This window comes from Streptomyces monashensis (assembly GCF_001866665.1).
Lineage (GTDB): Bacteria > Actinomycetota > Actinomycetes > Streptomycetales > Streptomycetaceae > Streptomyces > Streptomyces monashensis.
In genome coordinates this window covers 89,891-108,884 of record NZ_MLYO01000081.1, presented here as the reverse complement: position 1 = coordinate 108,884, position 18,994 = coordinate 89,891, and the positions used below count along the sequence as shown (strand labels likewise).

The 18,994-nt window shown below is 71.9% G+C and carries 17 protein-coding genes; 4 read left to right on the top strand and 13 right to left on the bottom strand.

The features are described from left to right. Positions 1-20 precede the first annotated feature (20 nt). On the bottom strand, positions 21-1,643 hold the full coding sequence (locus tag BIV23_RS39075; RefSeq protein WP_071385743.1) for an alpha/beta fold hydrolase: 1,623 nt from the start codon (positions 1,641-1,643) through the stop codon (positions 21-23). Between the two features lie 379 nt (positions 1,644-2,022). Between BIV23_RS39075 and BIV23_RS39070 the strand changes: the two genes are divergently transcribed. Continuing rightward, complete coding sequence (locus BIV23_RS39070; RefSeq protein WP_071385742.1) at positions 2,023-3,240, top strand: arylsulfotransferase family protein; 1,218 nt, start codon at positions 2,023-2,025, stop codon at positions 3,238-3,240. Positions 3,241-3,589: 349 nt separating this feature from the next. Here BIV23_RS39070 and BIV23_RS39065 read toward each other — a convergent pair whose 3' ends face one another. Both BIV23_RS39065 and BIV23_RS39060 read right to left on the bottom strand, forming a co-directional pair. Next, positions 3,590-4,249, bottom strand: a complete 660-nt coding sequence (locus tag BIV23_RS39065; RefSeq protein ID WP_071385741.1) for a ScbR family autoregulator-binding transcription factor — start codon at positions 4,247-4,249, stop codon at positions 3,590-3,592. Positions 4,250-4,423: 174 nt separating this feature from the next. After that, positions 4,424-5,137, bottom strand: a complete 714-nt coding sequence (locus BIV23_RS39060) for a response regulator transcription factor (RefSeq protein ID WP_071385740.1) — start codon at positions 5,135-5,137, stop codon at positions 4,424-4,426. Between the two features lie 433 nt (positions 5,138-5,570). On the opposite strand from BIV23_RS39060, the gene BIV23_RS39055 reads away from it, so the two are divergent. Continuing rightward, positions 5,571-6,563, top strand: coding sequence for an aldo/keto reductase (locus BIV23_RS39055; protein WP_071385739.1), 993 nt, complete (start codon positions 5,571-5,573; stop codon positions 6,561-6,563). Positions 6,564-6,707: 144 nt separating this feature from the next. On the opposite strand, the gene BIV23_RS50880 is transcribed toward BIV23_RS39055, so the two are convergent. Both BIV23_RS50880 and BIV23_RS39045 read right to left on the bottom strand, forming a co-directional pair. Continuing rightward, positions 6,708-7,187 (bottom strand): MarR family winged helix-turn-helix transcriptional regulator, encoded by a 480-nt coding sequence (locus tag BIV23_RS50880; protein WP_177240201.1) that lies wholly within the window; start codon positions 7,185-7,187, stop codon positions 6,708-6,710. Between the two features lie 221 nt (positions 7,188-7,408). Beyond that, the gene (locus BIV23_RS39045) at positions 7,409-8,287 is read right to left on the bottom strand and encodes a tetratricopeptide repeat protein (protein WP_079173689.1); all 879 of its coding nucleotides are present in this window, start codon (positions 8,285-8,287) and stop codon (positions 7,409-7,411) included. Positions 8,288-8,474: 187 nt separating this feature from the next. On the opposite strand from BIV23_RS39045, the gene BIV23_RS39040 reads away from it, so the two are divergent. Beyond that, positions 8,475-9,224 carry a glycosyltransferase family protein gene (locus tag BIV23_RS39040; RefSeq protein WP_071385738.1) on the top strand — a complete coding sequence of 250 codons (750 nt, stop codon included), beginning with the start codon at positions 8,475-8,477 and terminating at the stop codon, positions 9,222-9,224. 354 nt (positions 9,225-9,578) lie between these two features. Here the strand turns inward: BIV23_RS39040 and BIV23_RS39035 are convergent, their stop codons facing one another. From BIV23_RS39035 to BIV23_RS39010, 7 genes are all read right to left on the bottom strand, one after another. Beyond that, positions 9,579-10,334, bottom strand: a complete 756-nt coding sequence (locus BIV23_RS39035; protein WP_071385737.1) for a glycosyltransferase — start codon at positions 10,332-10,334, stop codon at positions 9,579-9,581. Then, entirely contained in the window at positions 10,331-10,495 is a 165-nt protein-coding gene (locus tag BIV23_RS50875; RefSeq protein ID WP_177240200.1) for a hypothetical protein, read from the bottom strand. Before BIV23_RS50875 ends, BIV23_RS39035 begins: the two co-directional genes overlap by 4 nt. Before the next feature lie 263 nt (positions 10,496-10,758). Further along, the gene (locus tag BIV23_RS39030; RefSeq protein WP_071385736.1) at positions 10,759-12,021 is read right to left on the bottom strand and encodes an MFS transporter; all 1,263 of its coding nucleotides are present in this window, start codon (positions 12,019-12,021) and stop codon (positions 10,759-10,761) included. Beyond that, positions 12,018-12,683, bottom strand: a complete 666-nt coding sequence (locus BIV23_RS39025) for a class I SAM-dependent methyltransferase (protein ID WP_071385735.1) — start codon at positions 12,681-12,683, stop codon at positions 12,018-12,020. The genes BIV23_RS39030 and BIV23_RS39025 overlap by 4 nt, the downstream gene beginning before the upstream one ends. After that, on the bottom strand, positions 12,680-13,291 hold the full coding sequence (locus BIV23_RS39020; RefSeq protein ID WP_071385734.1) for a serine O-acetyltransferase: 612 nt from the start codon (positions 13,289-13,291) through the stop codon (positions 12,680-12,682). The genes BIV23_RS39025 and BIV23_RS39020 overlap by 4 nt, the downstream gene beginning before the upstream one ends. Then, the gene (locus BIV23_RS39015; RefSeq protein WP_071385733.1) at positions 13,288-14,568 is read right to left on the bottom strand and encodes an ATP-grasp domain-containing protein; all 1,281 of its coding nucleotides are present in this window, start codon (positions 14,566-14,568) and stop codon (positions 13,288-13,290) included. The genes BIV23_RS39020 and BIV23_RS39015 overlap by 4 nt, the downstream gene beginning before the upstream one ends. 62 nt (positions 14,569-14,630) lie before the next feature. Further along, positions 14,631-15,602, bottom strand: a complete 972-nt coding sequence (locus BIV23_RS39010) for a PLP-dependent cysteine synthase family protein (protein ID WP_218161915.1) — start codon at positions 15,600-15,602, stop codon at positions 14,631-14,633. 355 nt (positions 15,603-15,957) lie between these two features. Here BIV23_RS39010 and BIV23_RS39005 point away from each other — a divergent pair, with 355 nt between their 5' ends. Further along, on the top strand, positions 15,958-17,811 hold the full coding sequence (locus tag BIV23_RS39005; protein WP_071385732.1) for an AfsR/SARP family transcriptional regulator: 1,854 nt from the start codon (positions 15,958-15,960) through the stop codon (positions 17,809-17,811). Between the two features lie 194 nt (positions 17,812-18,005). Here BIV23_RS39005 and BIV23_RS39000 read toward each other — a convergent pair whose 3' ends face one another. Then, on the bottom strand, positions 18,006-18,992 hold the full coding sequence (locus tag BIV23_RS39000; protein WP_071385755.1) for a formylglycine-generating enzyme family protein: 987 nt from the start codon (positions 18,990-18,992) through the stop codon (positions 18,006-18,008). Positions 18,993-18,994: the final 2 nt, after the last annotated feature.

The window sequence follows — 18,994 nt, the reverse complement described above, 5'->3', positions numbered from 1 at the left end:
GGACCCACCCGCCCGGCCGGTCAGCCGTAGCGTCGCAGCAGTCCGTCCACGTACGCCTCCAGCCGTTCTCCCAGCACTTCGGACGTCAGATCGTCTCGCCCCAGGTCACGCCAGGGCCCGGCCAGCTTTGCCGCGTCGGGGCAGTAGTGCAGGGCGTCGAGCAGCCTCCAGTACAGGTGGTCCGGGGTGTCGGCGAGGTCGCGGCCGCCGTGTGCCTCGTACCGCTCGCGGAAGTCCAGCCCGTGCTCCGGCCCGTGCAGCAGCGCGAGCGCGGTCGAGCAGTGTGCCACGTCCAGGTCGGCAGGGCCCCATGAGGTTTCGACCCAGTCGACGACACCGGTGATCCGCAGCTCGGGCCCGGTTCCCGTGAAGAGCACGTTCCCGGGGTGGAAGTCGCGGTGGAGGAAGCAGCCTTCGTACGGTGGCGGGTCGTGGCGGATCACGTCCACGGCCCGCTTCCACAGGGGACCGTCCGGGGTGCGTACGCGCTCCGGGGACGTCCACGCCTGGTACGTGCGCGGTCTCTCGGCCGGTACGACGCCGTGGACGCGGACGAGCTGGGCCGCGAGCAGGTCCAGGCGCCGGTCGAGGTCGTCCTCGTCCACGCGGACGCGGCCCGGCAGCACGGACATCAACAGGGTCGGGTGATCGCAGTGTTCGGCGGTGGCGTCCTCGGCGACGAACCGGGGAGCCGGGATGCCCTCCTCACCGGCGAGCAGCGCCAGGACCGACGCCTCGCGGGCCAGCAGCCCGGGGCCGTGGTGGCGGAAGAACGGTTTCACGAAGGTCCGTTGCACCAGCCCCGTGCCGTCGTCGAGCGTGAGCCGGCGCATCTGGGAGCTCCAACCACCGGGCAGCAGGCGGGAGTCGGCGATCGAAGGGCCGTCGCCGAGCTGCTCGGCCGCCCATGCACGCGTGGCCGACCAGCCCCGGTCGTCGAGACCGGTCAGCACCGCCTCCACGAACTTCCGCCGGTCCTCGCCGTGATCGCGGAACCACATCCCCAACTGGTGCTGCGCGTCCGGAAGGTCGAACCGCGTGTACTGGGCGCGCGCGGCCAGCGCGTCCTGTACGGCCTCGGTCACCGCCGGCGGGATCACCGCGTCCGTGCCCGGCACGGCGAGCACCGCCCGGCCCTCGTACGCCCGCAGCACCTCGAGCGCGGGCGCCTCACGCCAACTGTCCGGCCGCCGGATGATCCCGCTGAAGCGGCCGTTCCCGTCCCCGAAGGGCACGTCCCATGCCTCGGCGGTGTAGACGGCGGGCGCGCACAGCCCCAGCGCCGTCACCCGGTCCCCGTAGTGCGCGACGAGATCGGCCACGGTCTGCCCGCTCATGCTGAAGCCCACCAGGACCAGCGGCCCGTCCGCCCCCGCGTACGCGTCGATCACCGCCACGGCCTGCTCGAATCGTCGCCGTAGGCTCAACTCACCCAGTTCGCCGGTGCTTTCGCCGTGCCCGGAGAAGTCGAAGGCGATCCCGCGACAGCCGTGGGCCACGAACTCCCGTACCAGCGGCAGAACTCGCTCCGCGCTGCTGGTTCCTGCGCCATGCAGCACCACGGCGGTGGCCCATGACGGATCACCGCCGTACACACCGCTGAGCCGTTCGCCGTCGTGGTCGTGCGTGAAGTCGAAGAGCATGCCGCCTATTCACTCACGCCGTGGTCTCCGTCTTCCGGGAGTGCCACCGCCCTGCTGTTCGCGGTGTGGACGTCGATTGACGCCTCGGCCCGTGCGCGGCTACGTTCTGCCGTATGCAACGGCGGAAGATCCTCACCACTCGTGGTCACATCGACCACATGCGGGTGTGTTCTGCTGCGTGTCGCCCCTGTTGAGAGCCGTTCAGCCTCCAGTGGTCTGCGTCCGCGCCTGACAGCCCCACGGGCTGTGCGCGGTAACACCTTCCTGTTCCTGTAGTTGCCGTCTTTCACTGCGCATGCCCGGTCGGGTGTGCGCCTTCTTCGCAGGCCCGGGACCGAGCCGGCCGGTTCGGCTTCGGGCTGCCAGAAACGGACTCCTGATGCGTCGCGACTCCCTTCCCGCGCGGGTACTGATCGCTGCGGCCACCACCGTGGTCACGGGCATGCTGCCGTTGGCCGGTACCGCATCCGCAACCCCGGACAGCAAGCCGCTGCCGCCGGTGACCGTTCTCGCCGGCAAGGGCACGGCGAGCCACGGGGACATCTTCGTCTCGCCGAACTCGGCGAACAGCGCGTACTCCAGCGGCGTCGAGATCCTGAGCGGCGACGGAAGGCGTGTCGTCTGGTCTCACAAGGTGCCGGCCGGGCAACAGGCGGCGGACTTCCGCGCCCAGACCTACCGGGGCAGGCCGGTTCTGACCTGGTGGCAGGGTACCGGGCTCGGCTCCCTCGCGCGTGGGGTGAACTACGTCTACGACAACCGGTATCAGAAGGTCGCCGAGGTCCGTGCCGGAAACGGGTACACCGCCGACGGGCACGAGTTCCTGATCACCGGTCGCGGCACGGCGCTCATCCTGGCGTACAAGAAGGAGACCGCCGATCTGACGGGCATCGGCGGCTCCGCTCACCAGGCGGTCGTCGACGGCGTGGTGCAGGAGACAGACATCCGCACAGGCCGGGTCCTGTTCCAGTGGAAGGCGGCCGATCACGTGCCGTACGCGCAGAGCGAGCAGCCGCTGCCGTCGTCACCGGACAAGCCGTGGGACTGGTTCCACATCAACGCGGTGAAGCCCGACACCGATGGTGGCCTGCTCATCGATGCCCGCAACACATGGACCACGTACAAGGTCGACCGGCACGACGGCACCGTGCTGTGGCAACTCGGCGGCAAGGCCGGCACATTCAAGGAGCAGGCCGCGTCCGGCCAGTACCTGAACACGGCCGGGACGATCTTCTCGTGGCAGCACGATCCCGAACCGCTCGGCGGAGGCCTCTACAGCTGGTTCGACAACGAGTCCGCGGGGGCCGCGAACACGGGGGCCGGTGCGGTGGAGGAGCTTCCGTTCAGCCGGGCCGTCACCGTGCGCGTGGACGAGAGGACGCATACGGCGACTCTGGTGAAGTCCGTGAACCAGCCGGACTACCTCAGCGCGTCCTCGCAGGGCAACGCCCAGCCGCTGCGCCGGGGCGGGACGTTCGTCGGGTGGGGGGCGCTTCCGTACGTCTCCGAGTTCGATGCCTCGGGGAAGGTCGTGTTCAAGGCCCGGTTCCCCACGGGCGTGAACAGCTATCGCGCGTACCGCCTGCCCTGGAAGTAGGCCGGTTCCGTGAGGGCGCGGCAGTCTGCCCAAGGTCGTCCGTGACCATCTGCCGTCCGCGCACGGCGGTGGTCGAGGGCGCCACGCTCGCGCTTCGTCGGCGCCGGTAAGCGGCCGGGCCTTCACGCCGTGGCGGTGAGCAGGCCGTGTCCGGCCATCTGGCCCGGTGACGGGTTGAGCGGATGAGGACGCGGACCAGGGCAGCCAGGTCCACTGTGCGGCGAGGTCGTCCGCGTATCGCGTGGAATGCAGGGGGCGGTCTGATCCAGCCGAGCCCCCTCCAGCTCCGGGACGCGTGCCCGGCCCGACTCGCCGGCCCGCCGCCGACCGGGTACGGACCCGGCGCGTGCTACGAGGCAGCCGCGGCCGCCTCGGCCCGGGCCCGGTCGTCGGCGACGACGGCCGCGGGCGGTGGGGTGACGCGCAAGGTGCCGATCAGGCCGGGCGTGACCAAGCCCGGCAGCAGGAGCCGCCACATCGCGCCAAGGCGCTCGGGCAGGTCCTCTCGCTCCGTGTAGACGAGCGACATCGCCTGCAGGCCGGTGAACGCACCGATGATGACGGTCGTGGCGTCGCTCAGGTCCAGGCCTGGCAGGGTCTCGCCCTGTAGCCGGGCCTGGTCGAGCAGTTCGTGGATGACCTCCGTCGACTGCTCGTACGGGGTGTTGGCCGGGCGTGGGAACGACGTCTTCTCCACCGCCAGGCGCACGCTGGCCCGGAGCACCGGATCACGTTGGAGCTGAGCCGCGAAGGCGAAGGTCAGGTCGATGATCGACTGGAGCTTGGTGGACCGCTCGGGGGCGACGAGGGCCCCGCTGTGCGCCTCGAACAGCGCCGCCGCGATCGACTCCTTGGAATGGAAGTGGTGGTAAAGGGCACCGCGGGTCAGACCGCTGCGCGCCAGGATCTCGTTCGTGCTCGCGGCGTCATATCCGCGAAGGTCGAACACCTCGGCGGCGGCAGCCAGGATCGCTTGCTTTGATCGCGTTCCGCGTTCCTGTTTCGCCATGCCCGGTCCTCACCCTAGCCAACTATCAATACAGACAAGTCTGCATCCTACTTGGAGGTGTGGGACTCGCTAGTCGGTCGCGAGAGGGAAGACGGACGCGGCGCACAGTTCCGGCGAACGTCCTGGTGCCGACCGCTCTCGCCGCAGGCGCCAGGGCGCGGGTGCGGCGCCCATTCACGGGCCGTTGAGACGGAATCCGACACCGCGGACCGTCACGATCCAATGGCCGGATCCGAGCTTGCCACGCACGCTGCTGACGTGCGTGCCGATGATGCGTCCCTTGTGTGACCAGGCGTCATCCCAGACCTGGGTCATGAGCTGCCGCCGGGAGACCACAGCACCCGGCTGGATCGCGAGGGCGTGCAGCAGGTCGAACTCCTTGCGCGTGAGGCTGACGGGGCGGCCGTGCAGGGTGACCTTGCGGACATCGGCGTCGATGCGCAGTGAGCCGTGCTCGATCGTGCGGGCCGCCGGGGACGGCCGCACCCGGCGCATCACCGCCCCTATGCGGGCGAGCAGTTCGTGGAATCCGTAGGGCTTGACCATGCAGTCGTCCGCGCCTGCCTGCAGCCCGAGAACGCGGTCGAGCTCGCTGCCGCGCTCCGTGACGGCGATGATCGGGGTGTCGCTCATCGCGCGGATGGTGCGGCAGACCTCCAGACCGTCCAGGCCGGTGAGGTCGAGCAGGACCAGGTCGGCCTGGCGGTGCACGCGCAGGGCCTGGCTTCCGGTGGTCACGCTGTCGGCACGGCAACCGCGCCGGATCAGGTCCTGCACCGGGGCCTTCGCGGAGCGCTCCTCGTTCCCGACGACCAGGATGCGCAGGTCGGGGTGCTCGACCGGGACGTGCAGTCGTGGCGTGGCCGGGTCGGCTACCTGCTGGTTCAACTGGCCCTCCTTGAACGTGCCAGTGTCGGCCGACTGTGGTTGCGCCCGGCTTCAACCTCTTGCTTGACTTAACCTACAGACTTGTCTGTATTTTTCTGCGAGTGTGGACCGGGGGGCTGTCTGCCGCACGGCAGCTCCCTCCTGCCCGACTACCGACAGGAGCGCCAGCCATGACCGCGATGCTCGACTGCGCTCTACGCGCCCCATGCCTTCGTGGCGGGAGCCCTCTCTGGACCGACCTGGACCGGTCGGCGGGTCCCCGAGGACGCGGACGACGCGCGCATGAACGAGTGGTACGCCGCCCTGACGGCAGCGGCCTGATCCCGCTGCCCGCCGCCCGGGCACCGCCCGGACTCGCGCGGCACCCGAAGCCCCGATCGCCCCGGCACGGTGTGCGGTCGTAGATCCAGCACTACCGTAAGGACTGACACGGGTGGAATACACCAACCTCGGCCGCAGCGGACTGTCCGTGTCCCGGCTCGTACTCGGCACGATGAACTTCGGGACGCAGACCTCCGAGACGGACAGCCACACGATCATGGACCGGGCGCACGAGCGCGGCATCAACTTCTTCGACACGGCCAATGTGTACGGCACGCGTCCGGGTGAGCAGCCCACCGAGCCGATCATCGGCCGCTGGTTCGGCGGCGGAGGAGGGCGGCGCGAGAAGACCGTGCTGGCCACCAAGGTCTATCTCCCGACGGGCGGTTGGCCCAACGAGTCGTATCTGTCGGCGCTGAACATCCGGCGTGCCTGCGAGGCATCGCTGGCACGCCTGGGGACCGACTACATCGACGTGTACCAGATGCACCACGTCGACCGGAGCACGCCGTGGGAGGAGATCTGGGAGGCGTTCAGCGTCCTGCGCCAGCAGGGCAAGGTGCTCTACTTCGGCTCTTCCAACTTCGCCGGCTGGCACCTCGCCCAGGCGCAGGAGGCCGCACGGTCGCGGCACTTCCTCGGCCTGGTCAGCGAGCAGTCGAGGTACAACATGATGAACCGCTGGATCGAGCTCGAAGTGCTGCCCGCTGCACGCCACTACGGCATCGGCCTGATCCCCTGGGGGCCGTTGAACGGCGGTGTGCTCGGCGGCGTCCTGCGCAAGCTGAAGGAGGGCGGCGCGGCCCGCGGCAGCACTGGGCACTCAGCCGGTCTGCTCGACCGGCACCGCGACACCATCGAGGCCTACGAGAAGCTGTGCGCCGAGATGGGCGAGGACCCCGCGCACGTCGGACTGGCCTGGCTGCTCGCGCAGGACGGGGTGACGGGCCCGATCATCGGCCCGCGCACGGCCGGGCAACTCGACAGTTCGCTGCGCGCGCTGACGGTCACGCTCGACCCCGACACCTTGGCGAAGCTGGACCAGCTGTTCCCGCCGCCCGGCCCGAACGGGGCCAAACCGGCGCCCGAGGCGTACGCGTGGTGAGCAGGCAGCAGCCATGCCCACGGGGCGGGACCGGCCGTAAGTATCCGCATTCTCGGGTGAGTTGAGGCACCGCGCGCAGGGTGCTCATCGCCGGCCGTGGCGAAACCGCTGTCCGCGTGGCCCGGATCGCGGCCCGAGGGCTCCTCAGCCGCGGACGGCGGCAGCCCCGTGGCCGGGTTCGACGAAGACCACGGGGCCGTCGTTGTCCCGCACGACGCGGCCGCGCAGCCCGGCGAGAGCGTCCCGCCCCGCGGCGTCGAGGCCGGCCGGCAGCTGCTCGACGCGGCGGCAGGCGTCGGTGTAGAAGCGGTCGGCGAGCCGTGCGCCGCGCGGGGTGAGGGCCTCCCGCACCGCACGGCTGTCGTGCGGATCGTTCTCGCGCCGCGCCAGGCCGGACCTCCGATGCCCCCCCGTCGGGCTCCACGAGTGGTTCGCGCGGCGGCCCGCGAACACCCCGGCCGCTCCGCACTCGAGGCGGGCGCCGAGACGGTCACGTACCGCGAAAGGCGTGACCTTGAAGACCGTCGAGGTCAGGGAATCGGTGACATAGGCGTTGCCCGCGCCGTCGACGGCGCCGTCGACGGCCGGATGCAGTCCGGGCGAGCCGGCGAGGCTGACCTGCATGCACGGATTGCCGCTGGCGAGGTCGTAGACGGCCCTGCCCGGCCGACGCGATGGCACGGGCGCGGAACTCAGCGGGGCAGGCGCGGGGCATGGTGGGGCACGTCATCCGAACTGGCGTGCCCTGGAGGGCAGGTGGCCGCCCGCTTCGGGGTCCACGGGTGACGCTGTCGACGTGGACGTGCCGCGCGGGCATTCGACGACGGGGTTCCGGCGCGGGCGGCTCAGGAGACGGCGGGCGGCCGGCGTAGCAGGTCGGGCTGAGTGATCAGGACGCGTTCGCGGATGAGGTCGGCGTGGACTTCGGATGCGTCGGGGTCCAGGCCCTCCACGGCGTCGTCGATGGCGGCCAGGGCTTCGCGGCGGCGGCCGAGTGTGCGCAGGGCGGTGGCCCTGCGCAGGAGCATGATGGGGTCGCTGCGGTCGAACACGGGGCGTTCGGAAAGACGCAGGATGTGGTCGGCCTGACCAGGCAGGTCGGTGCCGAGCCAGAGGCCGTGCAGCAGTGCGTGGCAGACCTTCGGGTTGTCGCCGGCCTCATCGAGGCTGCTCTGCGCGGCGGCAAGCCCGGCGGGATCGGATTGGGCCAGGAGAGCGAACGCCTCAAGGGAGCGGGTGTACGGATCCCAGTGTGTGCGTTGGCCGTCGGGCACCTGATTCAACAGCCTGCGCATGCTGCGGCACCGGAAGTCGTAGCGCAGGGCGACCAGTTGAAGGTGGCGCAGGGCCACGACATAGCAGTCGTCGGGGCTCAGGTCCGCCTGTTCGAGAGGGCCGGGCAGGTGGCTTGTGGCGCTGTTGCGACGCGCGCGGGCGTACCAGGTGAGGGGATTGCAGAACGCGGCGCTGGTGGCCCAGTCGGCCTCGGCGAGGCGGAGCCAGCGTGCGGCCTCGCTCGGCCACGGCTCGCCCGCGTCGACGGCGCGCTGCAGTTTGTGTCGTACGACGTCGAGGACCGTCGCCCTCAGAGCGCTGTCGGCGAGGCCGCGGGTGAGCATGTCGTCGATACCGGGCCGGTCAAGCAGTGTCCGAGTCAGCGAACGGGCCGCGGGGCCCGGATGCCGACGCAGACGGGTGAGCTGCCTCAGGTCCGACAAGGTCATCACAGACTCCTTCGAGCGGCAGAACAGAACCTGGGCTTCATGGTGTGCACATTGCGATCAACGAGGCGGACGACGCCACCGGAGCAACGACCGGATCACGGGATACTGGTCCTCCGACGTCCCGCTGCCCGCTGACCCCTCAGCCGTTGTCCATGTCAATGAAGTGCCGAATGGAGACTCCTGCCTGATGCCGACGATCACCGTTCTGACGCCTGTGTTCGAGGGTGGGCATGCATACCTGCACGAACTGTACGAATGCCTCTCGGGTCAGAAGCTTCCCGGCGACTGGCGGCTCGAGTGGGTCCTGCAGGAGGACGGACAGACGGGCAAGCCGCTCGAGGCTGTCCCGGACGCCCCATGGATCTCGAAGGGTGCCGGTCGCTGGGGCGGGGCCGCCCGCGCGCGCACGATGGGGCTGGGGCGCGCGACCGGATCTCTGCTGCGCTGTGTCGACGCCGACGATCTGCTGCCTGACCAGGACACTCTTGCCCGCGACATCGACGTCCTGCAGAGCAATCCGTCCTACGGCTGGACGGTCGCCCCGTTCCTGGACCTGTACCCCGACGGTCGTCTGGAGCCAGGCCCGCATCCCGCCCCCGGGCCGCTGCCGGAGCGGGTTCTGCTGGACGGCGCCAAGCGTCGGATACCGGTCATGGGAACCACACTGACCGCCCGAACGGACCTTGTGCGTCTCGTGGGTGGCTGGCCCGCGCTCCCCGGCTATGAGGATCTCGCCGTCGCGCTGTTCTGCGAGGCGGTCAGCCGCGGGTGGATGCAGGAGCAGCCCGGCGAGGTCTATCGCCGGCACCCTGCCCAGCAGACCGCCGGCGCGGCCCACAAAGACGAGGACGAAAGAAGGCTCCGCCAGGGGATCGTGATCGACAGGGCCGAGGCCCTGCACGCCTCTGGCTGGCGCTGGTCGCCGCCGGCCGACTAGCTTCAGCGTTTCGGGCCGACGGGTACCCGAGGGTGCCGCCGGCACGCCCCGACTCGGTGCGCGTGGGCGGCAGTGGGGATCATCCGCGCAGTCGGAGACGATGCCCACGTCGGGGTGCCCTCGTCGCACGTGCCGCACCGTCCGGCAGCCCCTGAGCCGACGGTCGGCCGTGGCTGACCGCGCCGGGGCGGGGCGCGGCTGATGTGCCGCTGGTCTCGTACGGGCAGTACGAGGTGGCGCGGCTCCCGGGCAGGGGAGCCGCGACCAGCGCAGGTGGCCTCCGCGGATTCTCGGAGTGGTGGCGTCGCGCGATCGGCTGCGCACGGCGGATCCGTTGTGGCGACGGAACCGCCCTCAGTGCTTTCCGGGTCGTTCCCCCAGAGCCGCGCGCAGTGCTTCGGCATGCTCCCGGATCAGGGACATCCGGGCTTCCCATTCCGGTCCGTCCCGATGGTCGGGGTGTGCGGTGATCTGGCCGTCGTGCTTGCGGTACACGAGGCCGGTGTCGCCGATGAACCACCCGTCGGCCAGGGCGTCCAGCCCGAGCAGCAGTCCCGTGTCGCCGGAGGCGGGCAGAGCCATCCACCCCCCCAGCAGCGCGAGCAGCGAGCGCCGGACGCACAATGTGGCCGGGTGAATCCGGGGCCGGTGATGCCTGGTCCAGAAGTCGAACGCGCTCCCCTGCGGGAGGAGACCCGGCTCAGGGTCGCTGTGCTCGAACGACTGGGTGCTGCCGTCGGGCAACAGGTCCAGCACACGCGATGTGGTCCAGCCGACGGCAGGGTGCGCTTCCAGGACGGAGATGTCCCGCGCGAGAGCACCGGGCGTCAGCTGGTCGTCGGAGTCGAGCGTCTTCACCAGCTGGCCCGATGACCTGGCGAAGGCCATGGTGCGTGCCACGTGGGGGCCGCCCCGCCGGGACGCGCCGATGCGGATGCGCGGATCGTCCGCCGGCAGGTGGGCGGCGGCGTCCACGCCGGGCCCGTCCTCCTGAACACACCACTCCCATGACCACCCGTCAGGGAGTGTCTGTGCGTTGAGGGAGGCGTAGGCATCGGGGAGGAACGCAGTCCCCTCGCCGTGTACGGGCGTGACGACCGAGATGATCACGAGGTGCTCCCCGGGGCGAGACCGTGCGCGGAGGTCCAGCCCCACCCGAGGCTGCGGAGACCCTTCAGCTGGGGCAGTACGAGGTCATCGAGTGTCTGTGCCGTGAGTGCGCGGGCGACGCGCTGTGCGGCGTCACGCGCTCCGGCGGTGGGCTTGATCATGGCCACCACCTTGGCAGAACAGGCACCACCGAGGCGAGGAGTGCCCTGAGTGGGCGTTCAATGTTGGTTCGCGATGAGCATTTCGACCTGCTTTGCCGTATTCACTGCCAGCGTGCGCGGCCTGGGACGCCTGAAGGGTTCGCACTGATGGGCGTCTTCCGCCGCATCACCAAACCAAACGGAATCCAGTCAAGATAAGTAGATCAAAAGGTCACACGGACCGATGCCCGAAAGAGCTGGCCGCGCGAGCGAAAGTCGGCAGGTCACGTGGGGGCGTGGCCGCGGCGGTGGGCGGATGCCACTGTCAGCGTGCCCGTCAGGGCAACTGCGGCGCACCCGGCCATGGCTGCCCTGGCTCCCCATGCGTCGATCGCCCAGCCCACGAGCGGGGCGCCGAGGGTGGTGCCGCCGGAGTAGACGAGGGAGTACAGGCCCATGACCCGTCCTCGCATCTCGGGCTGTGCCGACAGTTGGACGGTGGTGTTCGCCGTCGTGTTGAAGATGATGCTGACCAGGCCGACGGCCGCCATCACGACCAGGAAGGCCGGATAGCCCGGAGCCGCCGCGGCCACCGCTTCCGCGGCGGCGAAGCCCAGGGCGCAGGAGACCAGCCGGCGGGTGCCGCGGCTGCCGCGCCAGGCCATGGTCAGCGCTCCCGCGACGGCGCCGAGCCCCAGCGCGGTGGTCATGAAGGAGTAGCCCTCGGCGCTGGTACGGAAGGTGCCGGCGAACCCGGCCAGCAGCGTCGGGAAGTTGTACCCGAAGGCACAGACGAATCCCACCAGCGTGATCGGCCACAGGAGTTCCGGCCGTCGCCGTACGTGCCGCAGTCCCTCCCGTACCTGGCCCTTCGAGCGGGGGCCGGTGGCCGGGGCCCGGTCACCGCTGCCGCGGACGGCCAGCAGGGTGCCGATCACGACGCAGTACGTCACGGCGTTCACGGCGAAGGCCCAGCCGATGCCGATCACCGAGATGAGGGCGGCGGCCAGCGACGGCCCCACCAGCCGTGCGCTCTGGTAGTTCAGGGCACCGAGGCTCACCGCGTTGCGCAGATGTTCCGGCCCGACCACCTCCGCTACGAAGGACTGCAGAGCCGGGGCGGAGAAGGCGCTGACCGAGCCGGTCAGCAGGGCGAGGACGAAGACCTCGTACCGTGTCACCGTCCCGGTCAGCGTGAGCGCGGCGAGCGCGCCGGCGCACAGGGCGAGCAGGATCTGGCAGGTGATCAGCAGTCGGCGCTTGGGGTAGCGGTCGGCCGCCACGCCGCCCACCAGGCCGAACACGAGGATCGGCAGGGACTGCAGCGCGGCGGCGATGCCCACGTCGAGGGACCGGCCGGTCAGCCGGAGCACCAGCCAGTCCTGCGCCACGAACTGGGTCCAGGTGCCCGTGTTGGAGACCAGCTGGCCGAGGAAGAACCGCCGGTAGTCGCGGATCCGCAGGGCCGCGAACATGCGCCGGGCCGGTTCGGTGCCCCGGCCTGCGCCGGCCGTCCCGGGACGGGTGCGCGGGGACGACGTGCTCACTGCCCGTCCTTCTCGTCGGTGGCCGCCGCGACGACCAGCAGGTAGGCAAGGCCCTCCAGCCGGCGCGGTATCCGTTCGAGCGCGAGCGTCTCGAAGTGCGCCTCGCCGAGCAGCTGTCGGGTCTCGTGTGCGGTGAACCAGCGGGAGATCCGGCCGTCGTCCGCCCGGTTGACCACGCCGTCCGGCCGCTCCTCGACCGTGCTGAAGAGGCTGAGCGCCAGCAGTCCGCCGGGGCGCAACGTGCGGCGCACGGCCGCGAGATACGCCGGGTAGCGTGCCGGATCCTGGTGGTGGAGCACGCCGTTGTCCACGGCCGCGTCGAACCGGGCGGGCGGCAACGGGAGTTCGGTGATGTCGCCGCGCAGGAAGGCCACCCGCTCGCCCCACCGGTGCTCGATGGCGTCCCACTCGGGCAGTCGCAGCAGGTCCGTCGCGGTGACCCGGTGACCGGCCGCCAGCAGTTCCACCGTGTCCGGGCCACGCCCGGCGCCGATGTCGAGGACGTGTCCGCCGGGGCGTGCCAGCCGCTCCAGCAGCAGGGGGACGAGCCGTCGCATGGCCGGCTCGCGGCTCCAGGAGTCCTCGCCCTCGCGGTACCGTCGTTCGAACGCCGCGTGCAGTATGTCGTCGTAGGGCGCGTGGGCGCCGGCGGCTGGGTTCATGCTGGTTCTCTCCTGTGCATCTCGGTACGCGAGGTCGTCGGGGACGCGGTGCCCGCCACCACCGCTGCGGGGGGAGCGGCGACGCGGCCGCCGGCGGGGACGTCGCGGGCGACCAGGCAGTGGGCGCCGATGAACGCGCCGTCCCCGATGTGCACCGGTCCCAGTACGGAGGCTCCGACGCCCACCACGACTCCGTCGCCCAGGGTCGGGTGCCGCCGCTCCCCCCGCCGCCGGTGCCGGTCCCGCCACCAGCCGACGGCGCCGATGGTGACCTGGTGGAACAGGGTGACGTCGGCGCCCAGGACGGCGTCCTCACCGATCACCACGGCGGCCGCGTGGTCGATGAACAGGCCCCTGCCGATGCGGGCTCCCGGATGGATGTCGCAGCCGCCGGACAGGGCCCGTCCCAGCAGGCTCAGTGCCCTGGCCGCGACACGGTGTCCGCGCAGGTGGAGCGGGTGCGCCAGGCGGTGCAGCCACAGCGCCGGGAGGTAGGGAGCCAGTACGGCCTCGCCGAGGCCGCGCACGGCCGGGTCGCGCTCCGCCACCACGCGCAGGTCGGCGCGCAGCCGCCGCCAGGTCCGGCGCAGGCGGCGGGCGCCGCTCATACGGCGGGCTCCGCAGTGCCCGCGGGGACGTCCGTGGTCGCGGCGGCGACCCGTACCCGCACGCGCGCGTGTGCCGCGTCCGCCGCGGCGCGGGCCGCGGCCGCGGAGGGGCCCGCGGCGATGACGAAGCCGAGCCGGTCGAGGTTGTCACGGGGCGGGCGCACGGGCCCGCCGGTGCGCGCGTGGAGCACCAGGTCCCGGACGCCCGGCACGGCGCGGACCGCCTGCGTGTCGATGCCCTCCAGGGTGCCGGCCACCGGTGCCGTCACGGCCCTGATGCAGCCGACGCCGGTGGTGGCGGGCGGCCGGGGGGACCGGCCCAGGGCCAGCTCGACGACGTCCTCGTAGATGTCGCCGTCCAGCACATGGTTCATCATCGTGGGCACCAGACCGCCGATCAGCCGGCCGTTGATCTCGATGATCCGCGGTCCTTCGGGGCCGAGGACGAGTTCGGTGTGGGCGTGGGAACGCCGCAGGCCCACCGCGTCCAGGGCCTCGGTGCACACGCGGACCACGTCGTCGACGGTCCCCTGCGGCAGCTCCGCCGGGAAGCAGCCGCCCAGTTCCACCGGGAAGGGCCCATCGGCCAGGCGGCGGTCGACGCATCCGTACACCTGGTGCCGCCCGTCGTACGTCACGGTCTCGCAGCTGACCACCGGGCCCGGGACGAACCGTTCCACCAGGATCCGTCCGGTGCTGCGGATGCCCCGGCCGTACCCTCGCGCGGAGGTGATCGCCCCGGCCAGCGCCGCGACCTGGTCGGGAGTTTCGGCCACGCCCACGTGCAGGGAGGCCATGCCGTCGGCGGGCTTGACGACCACCGGGAAGCCGAGGGCCGTCGCCGCCGCGACCGCTTCCGGCACGGTGGTGGCGGACCGGAAGCCGGGCTGGGGGACGTCGGCCCGGCGCAGCGCGGTCCGCATGGCGTGCTTGTCGCGCAGGCGGCCGATCGTCTCCGGGCTCTCGAAGGGGATGCCGAGGTGCCGCGCCGCGAGCGCCGTCGGCAGGAGATGGCCGTCGCTGAGGGCCAACAGGCCGTCGACAGGCCGTTGTTCGTGCAGCTTTGCCAGCGCCCGGGTCAGCGGTTCGGCCTCGCCCGTGGCCACGCCGGTGTGCACTGCCGCGGCCTCGCCGAGCGCCTTCTCGGCCCCGCTGGTGACCAGGTAGGGCGCCAGGTCGTGGGCGAAGAAGGTCACCTCGTGGCCGAGTGCGGCCGCGGTGCGCACGATCTGGAAGCCGGCCGTGGGCGTGGATTCGACGAGAACCAGATGTGCCATGTCGGAGCATCGCCTTTCGCGAGGGGAATGGTGCGCGGGACCAGATGGGCGACGTCATCGCCTCATCCGCCCAGGTGTTCCCACTCCTCGGGCGTCCCGGCGTCGGGGAGCACGGTCACCACGGTGTGCGAGGGCGGCAGCGCGGCGGCGATCCGGCAGGCGGTCAGCCAGTTGGCGGCGGCCGAGCTGCCGATCCGGATCCCCGTCAGCCGGCGGAACTCGGCCATGCCGTCGAGGGCTTGGGGATAGGAGACCGTGTGGTGCTCGACCTCGGGATCGTGCAGGGTGACGAAGGGCTGCCGGATGCCGTGGCCCATGCCACCGGAACCGGCGTACTTCGGCCTGCCGTTCGGCGGTTCCGTGCTGCCGTACGGCAGTTCCGCCGGGGTCACGCCGACGGCCCGTACGTCCGGGAAGGCCGTACGCAGCGCTCGGAGCACCCCGACGAGCGTGCCGCCCGTCCCGATCGAGGCGACCCAGGCCGCCGGTTCCGTTCCGCCGAGCTGTCCGATGATCTCCTGGCCGGTGGTCGCCTCGTGCAGCAGGACGTTGGCCGGGTTGCGATGCTGGTACAGCAGCGTCCAGCCGTCGTCCTCGGCGGCCGTGCGCAGGGCGGTCCCGACCACTTCGAGGAAGCCCCGTTCCTTGTCCACGAGGTCGACCCGGGCCCCGCGTTCCGCGAGGACGTCGAGGAGGCTGCGCGGGCTGGCCGAGGACAGGACGAACCGTGCGGTGACGCCCAGGTCGGCGCAGAGCAGGGACAGCGCGCGGGCCAGGTTGCCGCCCGAGTACTCGATGACCCTGAGCTCGGCGAGCGGCCGGTCGCCGTGCCGCTGGAGCGCGTCGCCCATCAGGGCATAGGCGACCCGGTCCTTGATGGATCCGGCGGGGTTCTCCCACTCGCACTTGCCCAGCAGCCGGGCTCCGCCGTCGGGGCCGGGAAGCGGGATCAGCCGTGTGTCGCCGAGCGCCGCCCCGAAGCGGCGGAAGGCGGGATGGCGGTCCTCCAGCGCCGTGTAGTCGGGCGGAGCCACATCCATTTCCTCCGGCCGGAGCGGGGCCTGAAGCGGCGGTGCCGCGACCGTGTGCCGGGCCAAGGGACGCCTCCGTCTGCTGCGAGTTTCGAAAACCGGGATGGGGACCGCGATGAGGACCCCGATGCGCCCCAGCCTCGCCGACGCACCTCCCGTTCGGTTCCCGCTGCGTTCCTGCCGCGCGGGACCCCCGGTCGGGCGGGCCGCGCGCGGGAGCCGACGCCGTCGTGCGGCACGGCGAAGAGCACGTCGACCAGGTCGACTAAGATGCGTGATCAATACAAATTCTCTTTGCAGAGACCGCGTTCGAGGGGTTCTCCGAGGGCCACAAGCCCGCGCGGCGATGGGGCGGAGCGTGCTGGCGCAACAGGTTCGGTTCGGCATCCTCGGACCGCTGGACATCCGCTGCGGTGACGAACAGGTCCACCCCGGCGGCACACTGCCCGCGGGCGTGCTCGGGCTGCTGCTGCTCGAGGCGGGCCGCGTGGTGCCGTTGCACCGCATCGTGGACGCGGTGTGGGACGACGACCCCCCGGAGACGGCCGGCCACCAGGTCCGCAAGGCGGTGTCCGTGCTGCGGCGGCGCATACCCGGGGGCGACCGGCTGATCGCCACCGAGGCCGGCGGCTACCGCATCGACCTGCAGGAGGAGCAGCTCGACGCCGCGGTCTTCGCCCGTCTGCTGGGCGAGGCGCAGGGCCTCGAGGCGGAAGGGCGGACCAACCGGGCGGTGGACCTGCTGCGGCAGGCGCTCGCCCTGTGGCGGGGGCAGGTGCTCCAGGGGCTGCGCAGCTCGTTTCCGGAAGCGACGGCGACGGCACTGGCCGAGCGCCGGCTGGAGGCCATGGAGCACTGCTTCGACCTGCGGCTGGCGCAGGGTGAGTCGGCGGCTCTGGTCGCCGAGTTGCGCGGTCTGACCGCGGAGCATCCGCTGCGCGAGGCACCGCGCCGCCAGCTGATGCTGGCGCTGTACCGGTCGGGTCGCCAGGCCGAGGCGCTCGAGGAGTTCGACTCCCTGCGCACTCTGCTCGCCGACGAGCTGGGAGTCACGCCCGGTGCCCAGCTGTCCGCGCTGCGGGACGCCATTCTGCGCCAGGTACCGGACCTGGACGGTGCGCCAAGGGCGGTGACCGCGGAGCACGCCGAGGTGCGCGCCCCGCAGGGACCGGGTGTGCCGATCACCCTGCCGCCCGTGCTGGGCGACTTCACCGGACGCCGGGCGGAACTCGCCCGGATCGCCGAACTGGCGGACCACGGCGCGACGCGGCCCGCCGTCGTCGTGATCGACGGCATGGCCGGCTGCGGCAAGACGGCACTGGCGGTGTGCGGCGCCCACCAGTTGGGCCACCGCTATCCGGACGGCCGGCTGTATCTGGATCTGCGCGGCCACTCGGGCGGGCGTCCGCCGCTGGATCCGGGCGCCGCTCTGGACATGCTGGCGTGCGCCCTCGGGGTGCCCGCGGACCGGCAGCCCGGCAACCTGGCCGGCAAGATCGCCCTGTGGCGCGACCTGAGCGCCCGTCGGCGCCTGCTGCTGATCCTCGACGACGCCGTCTCGGCCGACCAGACGCGGCTGCTCCTGCCGGTCTCACCGCACAGCCTGGCACTCGTCACCAGCAGGTACCGGCTGCCCGACGTGGACGGCGCCCACTGGCTCCCGCTGGACGAGCTGCCGCACGAGGACGGGCTGCGACTCCTGCGCCGTGCCCTCGGGGCCGGCCGCGGGGACAACGCCTCCGACCTGCACGAACTCGTCGAGCTGTGCGGAGGGCTGCCCTTGGCGCTGCGCCTCGCGGCGGCCCGGCTGGTGCGGCGCCCGGCGTGGTGCGCCGCAGACCTGGCCGAGCGGCTGCGGGACGAACGCGGACGGGTCCATGAGCTGTACTCACCGGAGCGCAGCATCGCCACCGCTCTGGCACGGTCGTACGACAGCCTCCCCGAAGAACTCCGCACCGCCCTGCGCCTCCTGGCGCGGCACCCCGCCCGCGATCTGACGCACGAGCAGGCCACCGCGCTCCTGCAGACGGCGCCCCAGGCGGCCGAAGGTGTCCTGGACGGACTGCTGCACGCCAACCTGATCCGGCAGGACGGGAGCGGCCGGTACGGCTTCCACCCCCTCGTGCGCGCGTTCGCGCTCGGTGCGCACGAGGCGGCCGGGGTGAACGAGGACGCCGGCCGGGGACGGCGGGCCCGTGCCTTCGCCGCGTGACGTCGGGACGGACGACGGCACGCGGCACCGGGCCGGGTCGCGCGGCGGACCGGCGGGAGACGACAGGGCTGAGCGCTCCGCTGGAAGTGCCGCGATGTGCCGTCGATCGGCTGCGGAGCCGTCCTGGCTGGTCGCGCAGTTCCCCGCGCCCCTTCAGGGCGCTGCCGAACCGGAGCGGACTTCGCCCGCACTGCTCAGCCGACGCCGTCCGCGGCAGGTGTCTCGGCCAGCCGGAAGCCCATCGCGTAGAAGGAGCGCTGGTACCAGCCGTGCCGTCGCCGGCAGCGCGCCAGGTCCCCGTAGCGGGTGAAGCTGCCCCCGCGCGCCACCCGGTACCCGGTCCCGGCACGGGCCAGGTCGTCGAGGACCGCCTCGCCCCCGGGGTAGGGGCGGTAGTCGTCGGCCACGTACTCCTCGACGTTGCCGGCCATGTCGTCCGCCCCGAACGGGCTGCGTCCCCGTGGGTAGACGCCCACCGGTGTGGTGCTCAGCGGACCGGCCTCGACGGTGTTGGCCCGTCCGTCGTCCCAGGTGTCCCCCCAGGGGTACGCCCGGCCCTCGGGCCCGGCCGCCGCGTACTCCCACTCCGCTTCGGAGGGCAGCCGGAAGCGCCGTCCGGTACGGCGGGACAGCCACCGTGCGTAGGCGTCGGCGTCCTCGGGGCTCACCGTCCACACGGGGTGGTTCGCCAGGGCGGCGGGATACACACCGAACTGCCATGCCGAAGGCGGAGCGACCTGCGGGTTCTCCTCGAGGAAGACGCGGTACTCGGCATGGGTGACCGGGTAACGGGCGATCCGGAACGCCGCGATGTCCACCTCGTGCGGCGGGCACTCCTTGGCGATCCAGTCACGCTCCACGCCCACGCCGGCCCAGCGTGCGGTGACGGCGTCGACCTGCTCCTCGGGCAGTCCCAGCCGCGCACGCCCCGCGGGCACGTCCAGCATCACGGGATCGTCCACGTCGATCCGCGGATCCTTGACCAGGGCCAGCAGGCTGCCGGCCGCCAGCCGGGCCGGGAAGGCGGCCGCGGGGTCCTCGGCGACGTCGGCCAGCTCCTTCGGGCCGTGTCCGGCCAGTCGGGCGCACTCGGCCGCCAGCAGGTCCCGGGGGACGCGGTCGACGAAGGACTCGGGCAGGCCCATCGCCGCCCGGACGCTCAACTCATTGGGATTGGCCATGG

Coding starts and splice junctions, on each gene's coding strand:
- BIV23_RS39075 (WP_071385743.1), bottom strand. CDS start 1,643: ATGCTCTTCGACTTCACGCACGACCACGACGGCGAACGGCTCAGCGGT.
- BIV23_RS39070 (WP_071385742.1), top strand. CDS start 2,023: ATGCGTCGCGACTCCCTTCCCGCGCGGGTACTGATCGCTGCGGCCACC.
- BIV23_RS39065 (WP_071385741.1), bottom strand. CDS start 4,249: ATGGCGAAACAGGAACGCGGAACGCGATCAAAGCAAGCGATCCTGGCT.
- BIV23_RS50880 (WP_177240201.1), bottom strand. CDS start 7,187: ATGCAGGTCAGCCTCGCCGGCTCGCCCGGACTGCATCCGGCCGTCGAC.
- BIV23_RS39045 (WP_079173689.1), bottom strand. CDS start 8,287: ATGACCTTGTCGGACCTGAGGCAGCTCACCCGTCTGCGTCGGCATCCG.
- BIV23_RS39040 (WP_071385738.1), top strand. CDS start 8,475: ATGCCGACGATCACCGTTCTGACGCCTGTGTTCGAGGGTGGGCATGCA.
- BIV23_RS50875 (WP_177240200.1), bottom strand. CDS start 10,495: ATGATCAAGCCCACCGCCGGAGCGCGTGACGCCGCACAGCGCGTCGCC.
- BIV23_RS39025 (WP_071385735.1), bottom strand. CDS start 12,683: ATGAACCCAGCCGCCGGCGCCCACGCGCCCTACGACGACATACTGCAC.
- BIV23_RS39020 (WP_071385734.1), bottom strand. CDS start 13,291: ATGAGCGGCGCCCGCCGCCTGCGCCGGACCTGGCGGCGGCTGCGCGCC.
- BIV23_RS39015 (WP_071385733.1), bottom strand. CDS start 14,568: ATGGCACATCTGGTTCTCGTCGAATCCACGCCCACGGCCGGCTTCCAG.
- BIV23_RS39000 (WP_071385755.1), bottom strand. CDS start 18,992: ATGGCCAATCCCAATGAGTTGAGCGTCCGGGCGGCGATGGGCCTGCCC.